At 48.0% G+C, this 18,098-nt stretch carries 9 protein-coding genes; 6 read left to right on the forward strand and 3 right to left on the reverse strand.

Annotated features, from left to right (window positions below; all coding sequences use genetic code 11):
• Positions 1–2: 2 nt before the first annotated feature.
• From ACPYIV_RS16480 to ACPYIV_RS16490, 3 genes are all read right to left on the reverse strand, one after another.
• Complete coding sequence (locus tag ACPYIV_RS16480; RefSeq protein ID WP_425884090.1) at positions 3–1,634, reverse strand: glycoside hydrolase family protein; 1,632 nt, start codon at positions 1,632–1,634, stop codon at positions 3–5.
• A 72-nt stretch (positions 1,635–1,706) separates the two neighbouring features.
• Positions 1,707–4,460: a sugar-binding domain-containing protein gene (locus ACPYIV_RS16485; RefSeq protein ID WP_299364289.1), complete on the reverse strand. Its 2,754-nt coding sequence runs from the start codon at positions 4,458–4,460 to the stop codon at positions 1,707–1,709.
• Between the two features lie 154 nt (positions 4,461–4,614).
• The gene (locus ACPYIV_RS16490; protein ID WP_299364287.1) at positions 4,615–5,514 is read right to left on the reverse strand and encodes an AraC family transcriptional regulator; all 900 of its coding nucleotides are present in this window, start codon (positions 5,512–5,514) and stop codon (positions 4,615–4,617) included.
• 150 nt (positions 5,515–5,664) lie between these two features.
• Between ACPYIV_RS16490 and ACPYIV_RS16495 the strand changes: the two genes are divergently transcribed.
• The 6 genes from ACPYIV_RS16495 to ACPYIV_RS16520 all read left to right on the forward strand — a co-directional run bounded on the left by ACPYIV_RS16495 (position 5,665) and on the right by ACPYIV_RS16520 (position 18,078).
• Entirely contained in the window at positions 5,665–7,515 is a 1,851-nt protein-coding gene (locus ACPYIV_RS16495) for a right-handed parallel beta-helix repeat-containing protein (protein ID WP_299364285.1), read from the forward strand.
• A gap of 156 nt (positions 7,516–7,671) precedes the next feature.
• Positions 7,672–11,085, forward strand: coding sequence for a glycoside hydrolase family 2 protein (locus ACPYIV_RS16500; RefSeq protein WP_363317904.1), 3,414 nt, complete (start codon positions 7,672–7,674; stop codon positions 11,083–11,085).
• Between the two features lie 377 nt (positions 11,086–11,462).
• The gene (locus ACPYIV_RS16505) at positions 11,463–14,588 is read left to right on the forward strand and encodes a SusC/RagA family TonB-linked outer membrane protein (RefSeq protein WP_299364281.1); all 3,126 of its coding nucleotides are present in this window, start codon (positions 11,463–11,465) and stop codon (positions 14,586–14,588) included.
• Positions 14,589–14,599: 11 nt separating this feature from the next.
• Positions 14,600–16,168, forward strand: a complete 1,569-nt coding sequence (locus tag ACPYIV_RS16510; RefSeq protein ID WP_299364280.1) for a RagB/SusD family nutrient uptake outer membrane protein — start codon at positions 14,600–14,602, stop codon at positions 16,166–16,168.
• Between the two features lie 218 nt (positions 16,169–16,386).
• Positions 16,387–17,250 (forward strand): helix-turn-helix domain-containing protein, encoded by an 864-nt coding sequence (locus ACPYIV_RS16515; RefSeq protein WP_293733485.1) that lies wholly within the window; start codon positions 16,387–16,389, stop codon positions 17,248–17,250.
• 135 nt (positions 17,251–17,385) lie between these two features.
• Entirely contained in the window at positions 17,386–18,078 is a 693-nt protein-coding gene (locus ACPYIV_RS16520; protein ID WP_425884095.1) for an RraA family protein, read from the forward strand.
• Positions 18,079–18,098 lie beyond the last annotated feature (20 nt).

Raw genomic sequence — 18,098 nt, forward strand, 5'->3', positions numbered from 1 at the left:
GATTAATTGGGAATATTGAAGTTGTTTGTTTCTACTATTTGCCCGTCCCGGAGGAAGGTTATCTGGTAATCGGCCTTATCCGTCCATTCTCCCTTTTTTGGGGTGATGGTAAGGTCTGCCTTTTCATACGGTTGCAGGGACTTGACGGTATGGCTGCCCATCAGCGCCCCGTTCTGTCTGATTTCGATTGTCATCTCTTCCGAGGCCGATAGCCCGAAGTTCCCGACTTCCACCCCGATTTCGTTCCGGCCTTCCCGGTAAACGGGACGCCGGCAGGACAATAGAGCGGGCTTGTAATCGGCATAAGGTAGGCTCGCATATCCGAACAACAGTCTTCCTTTCTTGTCCTTGCCGATCAGCTTCGGAGCAAATTCGTCCGGTGTGATACCGCTTCCCCGGCCGTCGAAGGTCAGGATAAGGTCTTTGCCGGATGTTTCGGTTTTGACCACTTTACATCCTCTGCCGAAGTTCACTTCGTTGTAGGAACCGAACCGTAAAGACGGCAGGTCGATGTCCTGAAGCGGTTCGAAGCCCTCTTCCGCCTCGACTTTGACCCGGATAGCCGGGGTGGATGCCGTCACCGGTTGCTCGTTCAGTACGGATAAAAGCAACCCCTTGTTCATCGGGATGCAGATGTTTTTCGAACTGTGGTTGTCGTTGCCGTGGTCGTCCCATTTGACGGTATCGATTACGGCGAAGTTCATCTGTACGACACGCCCTTGTTTGTCCTGAAAGACTTTGGGACGTTCGTACTTAAACCAGTGTTCGACATGCCCGTCCCGGTGGAAAGAGATTCCGGGCATATAGGCTTCCCCTTGTTCCGTCACCCAGTGGATGCCGTCTTTGGAACGTTGGTAGAAAGCGATCCGTCCCAACCAGTCGTTCACAATTAGGTGGTATTGCAGGGAATCCCGCCAGATGACCGGGTCCTCGAACTCTCCTTTGACAGGCGGGTAAACCCGTTTGTCCGTTATCTGTTCGTAAGGGGCGATGCCGTCCTTGCTGATCCAGATGCCTCCTCCGCGGCAGACCATCAGGTATGATCCGTCCTGTCTTTTGGCAAAGCTGAGGTTACTCAGCCCCTCGATGATCTTCCGGTCGCGGGGGTCGAACTTGAACTTACCGTATTGCCAGGGGCCGTCGACATGATCCGCTATGTAATACCCGTCGATAACATATACGACGATGCGTCCGTCGTTGAGGACGAAAGCCTCCGGGTTATGTCCTTTCCCTATCGTGTCCTGAATGGCGAAAGGTCCGTGCAGCCGGTCGCCGGTCGCGTGGTAAACGGTGGAATTAGGCCATTCCATGTGCCCTTTGGGAGCGCTTTCGGGCCATCCGCACACGAATAGGTGATATTTGCGGTCGGGTGTCTGTATGATATTACCTCCCCAGAATGAGATAGCGGGATGTTCGATGCCGTTGTCGATATAGCGGGGACGTACGCTGTCCGCTCCCCAGGTGTCTCCTGAGAGCATGCCTTCGGGCATTGCCTCGAAGCGGTCCATATAGCGTCCGCCTGTAATGAGATGTTCCCATTCAGCCGGACGTTCCCTTTCCGTGATCTGTGCGGTTAGTGACAGGGGAACCAGGCAGGCTGCTGCCAATAGTAATTTCAGTTTCTGTGTGTTCATATGTTTCTGTATATACTATATTTGCCTTGCAACGATTGTTGCAAGGCAAATATAGCAGTCTTTCTTTACATATTAATAAATGGATTCGGGTTTTTCCCGCGAACTCGATCGTCCGCCGGTCAAAAAACGGCCGATAGCATCAGGCGATGTATGCGGTGCAGGATTGAAAGCATCGGATTTCATATACTCCACGAGGCTGTGGAGCAACTGCCTCTTCTCCGGGTTTCCAGCTTGTTCGCGAAGCAGGTCCATGCTGCACACGACTAACTTTCCGTTCAGGCAGTTCGTCTCGAACAGGTTGGTCAGACGGCGGTTGTTGGCAAAGTTGTCCACACATTCGACGAGGGGAGTGACTTCGGCATGCAGGCTATCGATGCAGAGTGCCTTCGACTCTGTCGCGAGCCGCCACCACTGCCAGTCCGTATGTCCTTCTGTCGGGAAACGGGCGAATGCGGGGTGGGCCGGATCGAGCAGCAATCCCATTGTTCCGGCCTGTTTGGGAAAATGCACCGGGCTCCAGAAGACAGGAACGAACTTCCCTTCCAACCCTTTCAGCGACTCGTAAGGAGGGTTGAACAGAACCTTCTTCCCTTCTTGCAATGCTTTTTCGGCAACGGCGAAACGGTCGGTAACGATGATATCCCCTTTATCGACGGTGAGGTCTGCCGGATATACCCATATCTTCCACTCGTTAGTATAGTCCGTTCCTTTCAGCGTGGCCGACAAGGTCAATTCCTTAGCCTCCGTGATTCCGTCTAACGGGCAGCGGATGGAACCGGTCGTGCTGTTCTCCCCGACAGGCAGCGGGCGTGTCGCAAATTCTCCCTCTGCAACCGCTTTACCGTCCCGGTCGGCTAACTTCCAACCGACAACGGCATTGTCAATTTCTTTGTCACTATAGTTCACCACTTCGATACCGGCTTCGAACGTCTCGCCCGAAGTATATACCGCTTTGGAGAAACGGGCCAGCGGAGTTACCGGGGCGCAGGACTGGCGGAAGATAGCCGCCTCCGTCACCCCCTTGTTTTCCCAAAAGGCGTTCAGCAGGCCGACGAGAGCCGTTCCCTGTCCGGGGAAATCATGGAGGTCGAGCAGTTGGAAACCGCTGATCCCCGGCGTTTTCATCGCCCTTTCGATCTCTTCCTTATAGAGCAGGGCGGCCAGTTTGCCGGAGGCCATCAGGTAGTCGTCCGCCTTGTCAAGCAATCCTTTCTTCCGAAGGTCCTCTTTCACCCCTTTGAAGTTAAGCGGGTCCAGTACGCCCGTATATTTTCCGATCTCTTTCAGGTCGGGATAAACCGCATACTGGCCTATCTCGTGTGTGATCAGCGGGACTTCCATCCCTTCGACCGATGCGGAATAGTCTTTGTCGAAGCGGGGCGGCTCCGAGTTGAATACGCCTTGCCCGCGTACCCATCCTTTCCGGGTCCATTGGGTGATAAAGAAGTCGTCGTTCGTTTCCGGCCAGTCACCATGCCCTTTCTCGAAAGTGAAGGAGGTGGTGGTATAGAGATGGCGCGGGTCCTTTTCTTTGACATGGTTCAGGAGTGAGCCTAAGAACCCGAAGTCATATTGCAGTTCGTTCCCAAGGCTGAACAGGCAGAAAGAGGGGTGGTTGCCGTATTCTTCGAGGATGCGGTCTGCTTCGGCATATAAATAGGGAGCGCGTTTGTCATTACATAGGTTGGTTGACCAGAGCGGAAGTTCGACTTGCAGGTAAAAGCCCAGCGAGTCCGCCACCTCGAATGCAGCCTTCGGCGGACACCAGGAATGGAAGCGGAGATGGTTCAGCCCCCATTCGCGGGCGGTCGAGAATACCTTTTCCCATCCTTCGTGCTCCATAGGAGGATATCCGGTTAGCGGGAATATGCAGCATTCCAGCGTCCCCCTCAGAAATATCTTCCGGTCGTTCAACAGAAGCGCCGGTCCCTTCTTCTCCAGGTCCCGGAAACCGAATTTGACTTCCCGGGTATCTTTATAAGGATCTGTCTGGATAGATGCCCGGAGGGTGTAGAGTGTAGGGGTGAACTCGTTCCATACCTTGACCTCGTCTTTGATCGGGCAGACCAGTTCGATGCGGTTTTCTCCGGGCTGGAGCGTCACGTGTTGCTGTGCTTGTATAACAGGGTCGGTTGCCGTCCGGATGTCGGCTTTCAGGGAGCCGGATGTAGCCTTTCCCGTATTGTTTACGAGGCATTTTACCTTTACCTGCTTGTTTTTATAATCCGGATATGCCTGTAGGTCACGGATCGAGATGGCATCTTTAGCTGTCAGCGAGATTTCGCCGATGATCCCGTTCCACATAATCTGAGTTTCGTTGGTATAGGCATGTGCCATATCGCCCGCCGTAATATCGTATCGCTTCCGGTTGTCGACGCGGACCGTTATTTTGTGCTTGCCGGGAGTCATATATTCCGTCAGGTCGTACAGATGCGGGGCGATCAGGCTCTCCTGCATCCCGTCGACCGGCTTGCCGTCCACCCAGACGGAGGTTTGCCAGATCACCCGTTCCAGCTTGAGTTCGATCGTTTTTCCTTTCCAGCCGGAAGGGATGTCGACCTCTTTGCTGTACCAGGCCGGCCCGACATAGCTGTTCTTGCGGGTGAGGTGCAGGACCTGCGGTTTCTGTATGGAGGGTTCCAGTTGGTTCGGAATCCCTGCTCCGGCATCGTCGGTTGTACCGGGCAATTGAATGGAACCGAAGTCGGTACTGTCTAATGAAAAACTCCATTCTCCGGCCAGGGAAATCCGGGAAGGATTGTCTGTACATGATAATAAGCCTGCTAGGAGGCAAGTGAGCAGCATGTAAATGTTGATTCGTCGCATATATAATTGGTAGTTTGAATTTCCAATGCAAATAAAGGACTTTCTCTTGTAATAAAGAATAGACTAAATATGGATTATAATGGATAATATTTTGATAGCTACACGAACAACTATGTTTTGTCGGTGGAATTTTTATAAGCCCTTGCTATTTGCTTTATGGGTTACTTTTATGCCCAGCCCTGTATTTGCCGGGAGAGACTTTTTTTATTTTGGTAAAAACACGTGAAAAATAGAGGGGATCGGAGTAGCCGAGCAAAGATGCGATCTGGTTGATTTGCATATTAGTGGTAACCAGCAGGCTGCATGCTTTCTCTATTTTCATTAATGTAAAATAAGATAAAGGAGCGATACCGGTTTCTTTTATAAACTTACGGTAAAAGTAGGAAGTCGAGTAGTTTACATAGGACGATATGTCTTTTAATGTCAATGATTTATTTATGTTTTCATGCATATAATAGATAGCCCAGTTAATGATACATCCCTTATATTCGCTCTTGGAAGTGCCGGCTTGGCTTCTGTTGAATTGGTTCAGATAAAGAAGAGAGGATAAGAAGAAGTTCAGGCAGACATTGGCATAATTGATGTTGGCTGTTTCGAACCCATCCTTAAGAGTCGTGTACATCTCTTCAAAAAGATTCAGGCGTTCTTCAATTTTGGAATCCAGTGAAAGATTCAAACATGTCGGCTTATCAAATCCTGTTGCATAGAGGCTTGCCTTTTTTCCTTTAAAATGCAGCCAATAGATACTCCACGGGTCTGTATCGTCCGCCTCATACTGATGCTTGATATTTGGTGGGAGAATAATAAATTGATAAGGGCGCAATACATATTCTCTATCTTCGATCCGGATATGTCCGCAACCTTCCTTGCAATAGATAAACAAGTATTGGTCACATCCGTGAGGACGGTCGAAATAATGATGGGTTGCTCGTGTGAAATAACCCAAGGAATAGATATATAAGTCTCCCGTTAACGGATTTTGATCCATCGCCTCCAATAATGGTAACGGCAGATAAATAAACCTTTCTCCTTTGAAACCGAGTGCTAACTTCATGTACTTTCCAATATGTGAAATACAAATATAGTGAAAAGCAATGATAGTCCATGTTAATAACAAGTTTTATCCATTTCAGACCCCGGTTACATACTGTAAATTTGCAACAATGTCTGAGTAACAGACATTGTTGCAAATTTGAATAATATTATGAAGTACAATTATTTAATTATCTGGACAGTTCTCTTGTCATATTTTTTACCGGGGATTACGACACATGCACAAAAAATGTCTGCTTGCCGGGAGATACATGTAAGTTTCATGGGCTCTGATGTGAATAATGGAACACTCTCATCTCCATTGAAAACGATCCAGGCTGCTGCGGAGCTTGCTAAACCTGGTGATGTCATAACTGTACATGAAGGTGTTTATCGGGAACACGTGAATCCGCCACGTGGCGGAGAATCGCCGGAAAAAATGATCCGGTATCAGGCGGCTACCGGAGAAAGGGTTGAGATTAAAGGCTCGGAGATTATGAAAGGGTGGAGACATATTGACCGGAATACCTGGATGGTGAAGATACCGAATGTCTTTTTTGGCATCTTTAACCCATATGCTGATACGATTCATGGAGACTGGCTGGAACGTGGAAAATGGTGTCATACGGGAGAAGTCTATATTGAAAATGTCGCTCTTACAGAGTCTGAAACATTGGAAAATGTCGTTTTTACTGGTGCGGATCAGGCATTATGGTTTGCAAAGGCAGAAGAAGATACGACTTATATATGGGCCAATTTTATAGACTGTAATCCGAATGAACAAACGGTTGAGATCAATGTACGCCAGTCCGTCTTCTATCCGGAAAAACCGTATATGAATTATATCCATGTGAAAGGATTCATAATGAGTCATGCTGCGACCCCTTGGGCTCCTCCGACTGCCGAACAGATAGGCTTACTTGGCACGCATTGGAGCAAAGGCTGGATTATAGAAGATAATACGATCAGCCATTCCAAATGTGTAGGGGTCACCTTAGGCAAATATGGTGATGAGTGGGATAATAAATCAGAGTCGGCCGAAGCTTTCGTCAAAACAACGGAACGGGCTTTGGAAAATAACTGGAACCGGGAGTCGATAGGTAGCCATATCGTAAGGAATAATCGTATTTCCGATTGTGGTCAGGCTGGTATTGCCGGTAGCTTAGGTGCCATTTACAGTGTGATCGCTGATAATGTGATCTATGATATAGGCTTGAATCAACAATTCTGGGGGTATGAAATAGCCGGTCTGAAACTGCATGCTCCCATAGATGTGACCATCAACCATAATCATATTTATCGTACGGAGGGCGGTATATGGTTGGATTGGATGGCACAGGGTACGAGGATTACCAGAAACCTGTTGCACGATAATAAAGTGCAGGACTTTTCTTTGGAAGTCAATCATGGACCGGTCTTGGTGGATAATAATTTGTTTTTATCGGAAGAACTGGCTCAGGTAAAGCTTTCGCAGGGAATAGCATTTATTAATAATATAATAGCTTGGAAAATATGGCCGACAGGCAAGGAAGACAGTCGGGAAACCCCTTATTTGATCCCTCATGGAACGCAAATAGTCGGCCTTCATACTTGCCCGTGCGGAGATGCTACATATTATAACAATTTGTTTACACGTATAGACTTAACCCCATATGATGAATGTCTGCTACCGGTCAGGATGAAAGGAAACCTGTTTTTACAAGGAGCCGTTCCCGCCAAAATGGAAATCGATCCTCAAGTAGATTCGAACCATAATGTCGGTATCAGCATCGTCGAGGAAGCAGGTAGTTGGTATTTGCAGATGAATGTGTCGGAAGATTGGGCAAGGCAGAGAAGCAGAACACTTGTCTATCCCTCCGAACTTGGAAAAACAGCCATTTCCCATCAGTCTTTTGTTGGAGGATCGGAAACACCGAAAGTCTTGAATAGGGATTATCTGGGTAATAAAAGAAGCCGGAAAAACTCGTATCCGGGGGCTATCGAGTTTAAAAAAGGAGGTATGCAAAAGCTTAAAGTCTACTGATTGGCTGCCGTATCTGGGAGCAGTTCCGTTTTGTGTTAGTTTTCCTGTTTTTTGTTCCTGGCAGGTGTGTATTCAATTAGAATAGAGAGGAGAAAGATGTTGAGATTGTCCGTATTTTTGCATATCAGATAATGTAAATATAAAACGGAAACAAATATGCGTATGGTCAATCTATGTAAAAACAAGCTATTCAATACTGGACTTATGCTCTTTTTGTGCCTTGGCTTGCAGGCCCAGAACAAGGAGATGCAGCGGGTGGCGACAAACGACTGTGGAGTAACAAATACACAAGCTTTCCTGATCAAGGGAGACGACTATACGTTGCCGGATTTTTTCACAGGAAGCAAGGAGGCGAAAACCTGCAATTTCGGCGGGACGGTCATCTATGCGTTCGATCAGATGGATATACAGGCCGATTATAGGATGGAGGTCGTCTATCTCGCTGACAACCGGAGGGAACAGCGCATTGTGGCCGACGGCAACGAAGTGCAGGGCCCCGTCGTGCTTGAAAAAGGAAAGGAGCAACGCTATATGATCGACCTGCCGAAGAAGGCCTATGCTTACGGACAGTTGATCTTGGTCTTCGAAGCTCTGAAAGGAGATAATGCGATTGTCTCGGAACTGAACCTGTATTCATCCAATCCCACCCCGTTGAAACCTTTCGGGGAAGAACGCAGGAAGGAGTTGGTGCATACCCAGGCTTATACGGTGGACACCACTGTCTGTGCAGAAAAAGTCTTACCTATATATACGGTCAAGCCCCACCGGGTAGCAGGCGTATATAATCCGGTTCTCTCGTTAAACGGGACCTGGTTATTTAATGAAAAGCCCGCCGCCCGTTTTTACGAACAGAAACAGGACGGGCGGGACTGGAAACCGATCGTAGTCCCGGGGCAGTGGTCCATGCAAGGCTTTAAAGTCGATTCCGCCGGTTTCGGAGGCTATCAGACTACATTCACGCTGCCGGCGGATTGGCAGGGTAAACAAGTGAAGCTGCGTTTCGACGGTGTTTCCAGCGAGTCAGTCGTCTATTTGAATGGAAAGGAAGCCGGTTCACACATGGGAGGAATGACTGCCTTTGAACTCGATATTACGAAAGGGCTGAAAGCCGGTGAAAACCTGTTGGCCCTGCGGGTTCGTAGCGAGTCGTTGGCAGATATGTTGGGAAGCCTTACTCAATATGCCGCACATCAGTTGGGAGGGATCACCCGTAAAGTGACGCTCTTTGCCGTGCCGGATGTTCATCTGTCCGATCTCCGTATCGTGACGGATCTGGACGAATCCTATAAGGATGCGGATCTGAAAGTCTATGTGTCGGTCACAAATAACTCGGAAGACGTACGGAAAGATGTTTCGGTTCGCCTCTCCCTCTCTGGCTTGCCTGTTGTCCTGAGCCGGCATATTTCCGAAATAGCAGCCGGTTCGACCTGGAACGGTTGGCTGACCGGAAAAGTGGCTTCGCCCGATAAATGGGATAACGAACATCCGTCTTTATATACGATGAAAATCGAAGTCGGAACTTCGGATAAGGTGATCGAACAGGTGGAGAAACGATTCGGTTTCCGTGAGATCGAGATTGAGGGGAACCGTATGTTGGTGAACGGGAAGGCTGTCAAGCTGAGAGGCGTGTGTCGCCATGAAATGCACCCGTTGACCGGACGTGTGATGAATCCGGCCCTGGAACGGAAAGATGTCGAACTGTACCGGGATGCGAACTGCAATTTTATCCGTACCTCCCATTATCCCCCTTGCGAAGAGCTGTTGGAAGTCTGTGACGAACTGGGGATGTTCGTGGAAGTGGAGGCTCCGGTCTGCTGGATCGGCCATCATGCGAATGAAAACTGGAAGGTGCTGAACTACCGCAATCCTGAATATTACCCGTATGTATTGCAGGCGAATATGGAGATGATCCAGTTCTATCGGAATCATCCCTCCATTATCTTCTGGTCGATGGCGAACGAATCATATTGGAATAAGGAATTTGCACAGGTGGAAGTCTATATGGAAAAAGCCGATCCTACCCGTCCGTTCACGTTCCACGACCAGGCCTATGGCGGGTTCAACAACCAAGGCAGCACGGCTCCGATCGCGAACATCCATTATCCGGGTCCTGACGGATATAAGGTCGCTGCGAAGAGCGACCGCCCGATGACCTACGGCGAATATTGCCACCTGAATGTCTATAACCGGAGCGAACTGGTGACGGACCCCGGAATCCGGAGTGACTGGGCGTTGGCGCTGGCTCCTACATGGGATAATATGTATAAGACGCCGGGTGTGCTGGGTGGTTCCATCTGGTCAGGTATCGACGATATTTTCCAGATGCCCGATGGCGGTGCTGTGGGCTATGGCCCCTGGGGACCGATCGACGGTTGGCGCCGCCCGAAACCGGAGTATTGGGACATGAAAAAGATATACAGCCCGGTTTGTGTGGAGACAAAGAACTTGTCCCCGGCGCGTGAATTGGTCATCGACCTTGAAAACCGGTACACCTATACTAATCTGAACGAACTGCGGATCGATTGGTTATATGGAGAAGAAAAGGGAACTGCTTTCGTTGACCTCGAACCTGGTGAAAAGGGACGGTTGCACATTCGGCTTGCCCATCCCGAAAAGGCGAATGAGCTCTATCTGTCTTTTGTCGATCCCCGCGGCTTTACCGCCGATGAATACCTGATCCCTGTCGGCAGACAAATGCAGAACGAATTGCAGGCATTGCCGTCTGTTTCTACCCGCTTGAAAGAGAAGAAAGACCGCTATATCGTTACCGGAAAAGATTTCACCTGTGAAGTCAGCCGTTCTTCCGGGCAGATACTCTCGGTAAAGAAAGGGAAAAAGGAAATCCTGAACGGCGGTCCGTGGCTGATGGCCTTACCCTTGACCGGTGGCGGATGCTATCCGAATCACAATGCCAATACGCCAGTATTCAATGACCTCTGTTCCGGCTGGCAAGTCGAGAAAGTAGAGGCGGTCCAACAGGGTGATGACGTAGTGATAAAGGTGGCAGGCACTTATAAAGAGTTCTCCGGCTCTTATGACCTGAAAATAAATGCAGGTGGTGAATTGTCGGTAACGTATTCCTTCAATGCCCTGGAAGATGTGAACCCGAGGCAGTGGGGATTAGTGTTTGAAGCTCCTGCTTCTTTCGACAAGACCTTTTGGCGCCGGGATGGAATGTGGAGCGTCTATCCTTCCGACCATATCAGCCGTCCGGTAGGTGAAGCCAGCCTCTTTTATGAGGGACTCCCTGCGAATGTCGATCCGCGTACGGAGCCTGCATGGTCTTGGAGCATGGATTATAATGAATTGGGAAGTAATGATTTCCGCTCTACCCGTCGGAACATCTGGTATGCCGGCTTGAAGGACGGAAACAGCAATAAGATAACCGTTCCTTCCGATGGTAAACAGCATTGGCGCTCTTGGTTGGAAAAAGATAAGATCCGCTTTTTGGTTGCCGATTTTGTGACGGCGGGAAACGAGATGTTTCTAAGCAGCTATTATGCTCCCTACCGGAAGCCGCTGAAAAAAGGGGATCGGATCGGGGGAAGGATTGTGGTGAGAGTAGAGTAATTGTAAGATTGTCCATTCTTATCTTGTTGTTGTTTATTTTCAGGTTGACCGGTTCTTCCTTACTTTGCCTAATTTTAAGACACGAAATTAACTCTTTTACTGATGATGTTATGTGAGGTTGCTTTTGGGTAGTTAGAACTCTTTCGACTTATATATTGCTATAAAACGATAAATGCATTTATCCCTGTACCGAAGACTCAAGTCTTCGGTACGCATACCCTATTGCGTAATGATTGTTAGTAATTTAAATAAGAACATGTATGCTGAAAAGAACCCTGGCATCAATTGTGCAGGTTTTGAAATCAATCGGAGTAGTGAGACATTTTATGTATGCGGCGTAGTGCTGTATATCCTGTTAATTATTTAATTCCATTATTATGAACAAAACAAATGGTGTAAATTATTTTAAAATCCTGCTCGCCGGAGCGGGGCTATTATGTGTGGAAAGCACATCTGTTTCAGCTGAAACAGTTATTGAAAAGAATTCAGATATCATGAAAATATCCATGATAAACGATTCTAAGATATCAGGGGTGATAGTCGACCAGGAGGGGCTTCCTGTGATTGGCGCAAATGTTTCAGTGAAGGGGACGACAAACGGTACCATTACGGATATGGATGGAAAATTCGAATTGGATGTCCCGGCGGGAGCCAAATTGCTGATCTCTTATATCGGCTATATCAGCCAGGAGATTCCGGTCGGTAGTAAATCGGATTTCCGGATCGTATTGAAAGAAGATACCCAGAATCTGGAAGAAGTGGTAGTTGTCGGCTATGGCGTGCAGAAGAAGGTCAACATGACGGGATCTGTCGCAGCCATCAACTCCGAGTCGCTGGCAAACAGACCTGTGACGAATGCATCTACCGCTTTGCAGGGGATGCTTCCGGGTGTTACGGTCGTACAGAACAGCGGGCAGCCGGGTAAGGACAACTCTTCCATCCGCATCCGTGGCGTCGGCACGCTGAACAATGCGAATCCGATGTATGTTGTCGACGGCCTGATCGTTTCGACTATCAACGATATCGATCCCAACGACATCGAAAGCCTCTCCGTACTGAAAGATGCGGCATCGGCAGCCATCTACGGTTCACGTGCAGCCAACGGGGTTGTGCTGGTTACGACAAAGAAAGGTAGTAAAAAAGCCGCTACTTTGAAATATGACGGCTATGTGGGGTGGCAGTCTCCGACAGCGATGCCTGAGTATTTACCTTCTCATGAATATGCTGCATTATATAATAAGGCCTTGTATAACCAGGATCCGACAAAACCACCCGCTTATACCGCAGAAGAAATTGAAAAATTCAGAAACGGAAGTGATCCCGATAATTTCCCGAATACGGATTGGCAAAGTCTCTTCTATAAAGATAAAGGTTTCCAGCAAAGTCATAGAGCGGAAGTGAGTGGAGGTAGCGAAACTACTACTTATATGTTTTCTCTTGGCTATCTCGGTCAGGACGGTATAATCGACCAGACTGATTTTAAACGCTATAACTTAAGGGGAAACATTAATACCCAGATCAATAAATTTTCTGCCGGGGTTAATTTCTCTTATACTCATGGGATATCGAATGAGCCTACGACTCCTTATTATGATGATTTATATCAGATCATGAGACAGGTTAACCGTATAGCTCCGTTTGTCCCCTATAAATATTCAAATGGATATTACGGATATATAACGGATGGTAATCCTATTGCTTGGATGGATCTGGGAGGAAACAAAGCCGAGAAATACCACACGACCCGTGCCGTAGGGAATGTGGGGTATGAAATTATAAAAGGCTTGAAAATCCAGGAAGTAATGGGATATGAATATACGGGACGGTCGACAGAACGTTTTATCAAAGATATTCAGTATTATAACTGGAAAACAGGCGATCCTACCATGTATCAGGGACCAAATAGCCAGTACGATGACCGTGAGGATTATACAATGCTAAACTTGCAAACCTTGTTGACCTACAACAATACGTTTGGTAAACATACGGTGGGTGCATTAGCCGGTTTTTCTCAGGAATATAGCCGTCGTGACTGGACAATCGGTAAGCGCATTAATTTTCTGACAAATGACTTGTTGGAACTCAATGCCGGTTCACCGGACGGACAGACAGCTGAAGGTTCGGCCAACGAGTATGCTTTGCGCTCTTTCTTCGGACGTGTGACGTACGATTACGATAATAAATATCTGTTCGAAGCTAATATCCGTCGGGATGGAACTTCTCGTATCCGTAGCGAAAGCCGTTGGGGGACATTCCCTTCATTTTCTGCTGCCTGGCGTATTATCAACGAACCTTTTATGGAACCGGCCCGCGAGGTGTTATCCGACCTGAAAATCAGAGGTGGCTGGGGTAAACTTGGAAACCAGCAGCTGGGGACCGACAACAGAAAGTCGATTGAGTTTTACCCGTATCAATCTGTTCTTGCACAGAAGAACTATGCTTTCGGCGGTAAGGTAAGCCAAGGGATAGCCCCTGTCGACGGAGCAAACAGCGATTTGAAATGGGAGACATCCAAAACGACCAATATTGGTTTGGATGCGGGTTTCCTTGGAAATATGTTCACCCTTTCAGTTGATGCTTATTGGAAAAAGACTTATGATATCTTGATGAAGTTGCCGGTCAGTACCCTTTATGGGATGGAACCCCCTTATCAGAATGCGGGCGAGGTAACGAATAAGGGTATCGAATTCCAATTAGGTTATAAGTTGGCAAAGAAAGACTTTACTTTTAATGCAACAGCCAATATTGCTTACAATAAGAATGAAGTAACGAACTTGCGTAATAATGGAGCTAAAATATGGGATGGATTCAAGTTTAAACAAGAGGGACGGCCTATCAATTCTTATGGCGGCTATGAGGTGTTAGGAATATTTACTGATAAAGATGATTTGGAAAGCAGTGCTGTTATCAATAGAGACAAGGCCGGGTTGGGAGACTTGAAGTACAAGGATCAGAACGGCGATGGTAAGATAGATGGTGAAGACCGCGTATATTTAGGTAGTTGGGATCCGAGCTGGACATTCGGTTTGAATCTGAGCGCGACTTGGAAAGGTTTCGATGCTTCCATGTTCTTCCAGGGTGCTGCTGATGTTAAAGGCTTTTTGCAGAATGAGACGATCGGTAATCTGGAAGGGATGACCGGAAAGCCGACAACCTTGTTCCGGGATTCCTGGGATGCCGAGACGAATCCGAACGGAAAGTTTCCACGTCCTTTAACCGGAACTTCTGGTTTCACCCAGAACTCATCGAGTGCTAACCCGTCTGATTTCTGGATAATCAATTCTTCATATTTAAGAATGAAGAACTTCCAGATCGGTTATACATTGCCGAAGAGTGTATCCGACTTTATTCGTATTCCTCGTATCCGGGTATACTATAGTGGTCAGAACTTGTTGACATTCACAGGCTTTAATGATGGTTTCGATCCTGAAGCTCCTGCTGGTGCTCGTGCTTATTACCCGCAGGTAAAAGTAAATACGTTTGGTTTAAATGTAACCTTTTAAATAGATCAGTTATGAAGAAGTATAGTTTATATGCAATCCTGTTGCTTTTTATTACCTCTTGCAGCAGTGATTTTTTAGATAGGAATCCTCTGGACCAGCCTTCCAATGAAGCCTCTTGGAATACCGAAAAAGATGCTTTGGCTGCAACGACAGGATGTTATGAGGGATGGTTCAGTATGGATGAGGTAGTCTACTTTGATTGTGCATCCGATAATTCTTATAATCCATTCTCGTGGGAAAACTGGCAGGTACAGGCTACCGGTTATGCAACCCCGACTGACTATGGACAGAATTACATGAAGTATGATAAGATTGTCCGTTGTAACAATTTCCTTGCAAATATTGATCGTCCGACGATGGACGAGGAACTCCGTACCCGCTTGATTGCCGAGGTCCGTTTCTTAAGAGCTTGGCATTATTTCCTGAAAGTTACGCTGTATGGAGATGTTCCTTTGGTTAAGGAAGTGTTGGGTGTTAATGATTCGAACTTGCCCCGTACGCCTAAAGAAGAGGTGCAGAAATTCATCCTTGATGAGTTAACGGAGATTGCTCCGCTATTGCCGGAAAAGTATGCAAGCAGTGATGTCGGACGTGTAACAAAAGGCGCAGCCCTGACATTGAAAGCCCGCATGGAAATCTTTAAAAGCGATTATGCTGCCTGTGCTGCCACCTGCGAACAGATTATGAAACTCGGATATCAGCTATTCCCTGATTATAAGGGCTTGTTTAAAATTGCCAATGTCGGTAATTCGGAAGTAATCATGGATGTTCAGTATGTTGAAAATCTGGCAAAGAATGGAATACTCGGTGTGATGCCCCCGGCATCGGTAGGTGGATGGTCTTCTATCAACCCTACGCAGTCGTTGGCGGATGCTTATGAATGTATAGACGGGAAAACGATTGCAGAATCTTCTGTCTATGATAAGAAAGAGCCCTATCAGCACCGTGATCCCCGTCTGGCTGCAACCCTGATCTATCCGGGTTGCTTATATGAAGGGAACTACTTTAACCCGATCGACGTAAAAGACCCGACAGGCGATTATTATGCGCCTTACGGCCGTTCCAAAACGGGATATCATCCGCGTAAATACATCGACAACCTGGGGGATTATGACGATATGTGGAATACAGCCATGAATGCCATCGTGATGCGTTACGCCGAAGTATTGCTGATGTATGCTGAATCCAAAATAGAGCTGAACCAGATCGATGCTTCTGTCTATGAGGCATTGAACTCAATCCGTACACGTGCCGGAATGCCGGAAGTGGATAAGGCTGTTTATAACAATCAGGTGAAGATGCGCGAACTCGTTCGCCGCGAACGCCGTGTCGAAATGGCGCTTGAAGGACTTCGCTGGTTCGATATCTGCCGCTGGAAGATTGGTGAAGAGGTGATGCCGGGTAGAGTATACGGTGCCCTTCTGGGAACTGTAGACCCTGAAACCGGTGCTTTGAATCTGACGGATAATCGTATTGAAGTGGAAACGCGTCTCTTCGACCCGGCTAAACATTACCTGTGGCCGATCCCGCAAAGTGTGATCGATGCGACACCGGCTATTGAACAGAACCCTGGATACTAATTTTGTAAATAATAATAGTACCGGATCTTGACTCACCCTATAGCCTGTACTTTTGCAGGCTATAGGGTATAACCGGACAGGCTATGGGGTATAAGCAAATACCCTGTAGCCTGTCTGATTTGTAATTTTCGGCCCGTCGGGTTCATTTTATGCTCGGATCGTCCTGCTTGGTTTGATCGTTTTTAGTAGATTTGTTCTCTCAATAAGAACAATACGTTATGGGACAATCTGCAGAACAATCATTATGGGGAATGCTGGAGGGCATCACTGAGAATCTGAAGCACAAACGGCTGGCAGATGTGTTCCGTTTTGTCTCGTTTCTACCCTTCGAGACTTTCGGGCCGCACAAGCATCTGCGTATCGAGATCAATTACGTGAAGAAAGGAAACTGCATCCTGCATCTCGAGAACGAGAGCATCAGCTTCAAGGAGAACGAGATGATGGTGATCTGCTCCAACGTCGAACACACGTTTGAGGCCGGTTCCGAAGATACGACCCTGATGCAGTTAGAATTCCTGCCCGAAGTATTCTTCCGCTTTAATCCCCATGGACAGGAAGAAACGGATGACCTGACCCCTGTCACGATCTTTTCGGAAGAGAACCGGTTGATCAAGATTGTGAATAACGTCCGTATCATGCGTGCCGTGCAGCGCATTGTCAATGAGATGAACCAGAAGAGTAAATACTACCAGTATTTAGTCGTCATGTATTACGCCGAGCTGCTGATCTTGATCTACCGCTATCTCGATGAGGCCTACCTGCCGATTTGTGCCAACGATTCGCTGAAGAAGGCGATCTCCTATATCCGTTTGAATTACCAATCCGATATGACGATCAGCGATGTCGCCTCCCGGACAGGAGTAGGGGAGCGCTATCTGCGCAAGTTGTTCTCCCAATACCTGAACCTTTCCCCGTTGGACTACCTGAACCAGATCCGGATCAACAAAGCGATCGAGCTGCTCAGGAATACGGAGATGTCCGTTAAGGAGGTCTGCTTTGCCTGCGGTTTCCAGTCCCCCCAGTACTTCTCCCGGATATTCAAACAGCAAATGGGCATCTCCCCGCGCGAGGTAACGAAATAGGAGTGCCGTTTTCTCTACTTTTTCTCTTTATCTGTTCCTCGTAGCATAAGCAACCGGGTCCTTTCCAGCCGTGCCTTCCCCTCTCCGGGGTTTATCTTTGTAAGCAGAAAGATAAACGATAAAAAGGAATATACAATGAAAGAATGGAAAGATGATAAAGCCCTGTTTGCTTTGATAAAAGAAGAGCTTTACACCGCGGTGGTCGGTGATATTATGGACAAGATGGGATACACCCGGCAGTTTCTGCCCCCTCGTATCCGTCCGCTTCGCGACGATATGCTGGTGGCCGGGCGTGCGATGACGGTGCTCGAAGCCGATGTGCTCGATGCCGGCCGCGAGGCAGGGGTGAACCCCGTGTTGAAACGTTCCTTCGGCCTGATGCTCGAAGCGTTGGACGACCTGAAGGAAGACGAGGTGTATGTTTGTTCCGGATCTTCCCCTATCTATGCCTTATGGGGTGAGTTGATGAGCGCCCGTGCGATCCAGTGCAAGGCGGCCGGGACGGTTGTCAACGGATATTCCCGCGATACGAAGGGGATTCTGGCGCTCGACTTCCCCTGTTTCTCTTATGGGCCTTACGCCCAGGACCAGGCTCCTCGTGGAAAGGTTATCGACTACCGTGTGCCGATCGAGATGGAGGGCGTACGGATCAATGACGGGGATATCCTGGTCGGCGACATCGACGGCGTATGCGTCGTGCCCCGCGAGATCGAGGAAGAGGTCTTTACCCGTGCCTTAGAGAAAGCCCGTGGCGAGCGGATGGTCTTAAAGAAGATACAGGAAGGGATGAAGGCGCGCGACGCTTTCGATACATACGGAATCATGTAAGATAATATAATAAGGAAGGA

This window comes from Parabacteroides vesiculifaciens (assembly GCF_049860805.1).
Classification (GTDB): domain Bacteria; phylum Bacteroidota; class Bacteroidia; order Bacteroidales; family Tannerellaceae; genus Parabacteroides.

Coding starts and splice junctions, on each gene's coding strand:
- ACPYIV_RS16480 (WP_425884090.1), bottom strand. CDS start 1,634: ATGAACACACAGAAACTGAAATTACTATTGGCAGCAGCCTGCCTGGTT.
- ACPYIV_RS16485 (WP_299364289.1), bottom strand. CDS start 4,460: ATGCGACGAATCAACATTTACATGCTGCTCACTTGCCTCCTAGCAGGC.
- ACPYIV_RS16490 (WP_299364287.1), bottom strand. CDS start 5,514: ATGAAGTTAGCACTCGGTTTCAAAGGAGAAAGGTTTATTTATCTGCCG.
- ACPYIV_RS16495 (WP_299364285.1), top strand. CDS start 5,665: ATGAAGTACAATTATTTAATTATCTGGACAGTTCTCTTGTCATATTTT.
- ACPYIV_RS16500 (WP_363317904.1), top strand. CDS start 7,672: ATGCGTATGGTCAATCTATGTAAAAACAAGCTATTCAATACTGGACTT.
- ACPYIV_RS16505 (WP_299364281.1), top strand. CDS start 11,463: ATGAACAAAACAAATGGTGTAAATTATTTTAAAATCCTGCTCGCCGGA.
- ACPYIV_RS16510 (WP_299364280.1), top strand. CDS start 14,600: ATGAAGAAGTATAGTTTATATGCAATCCTGTTGCTTTTTATTACCTCT.
- ACPYIV_RS16515 (WP_293733485.1), top strand. CDS start 16,387: ATGGGACAATCTGCAGAACAATCATTATGGGGAATGCTGGAGGGCATC.
- ACPYIV_RS16520 (WP_425884095.1), top strand. CDS start 17,386: ATGAAAGAATGGAAAGATGATAAAGCCCTGTTTGCTTTGATAAAAGAA.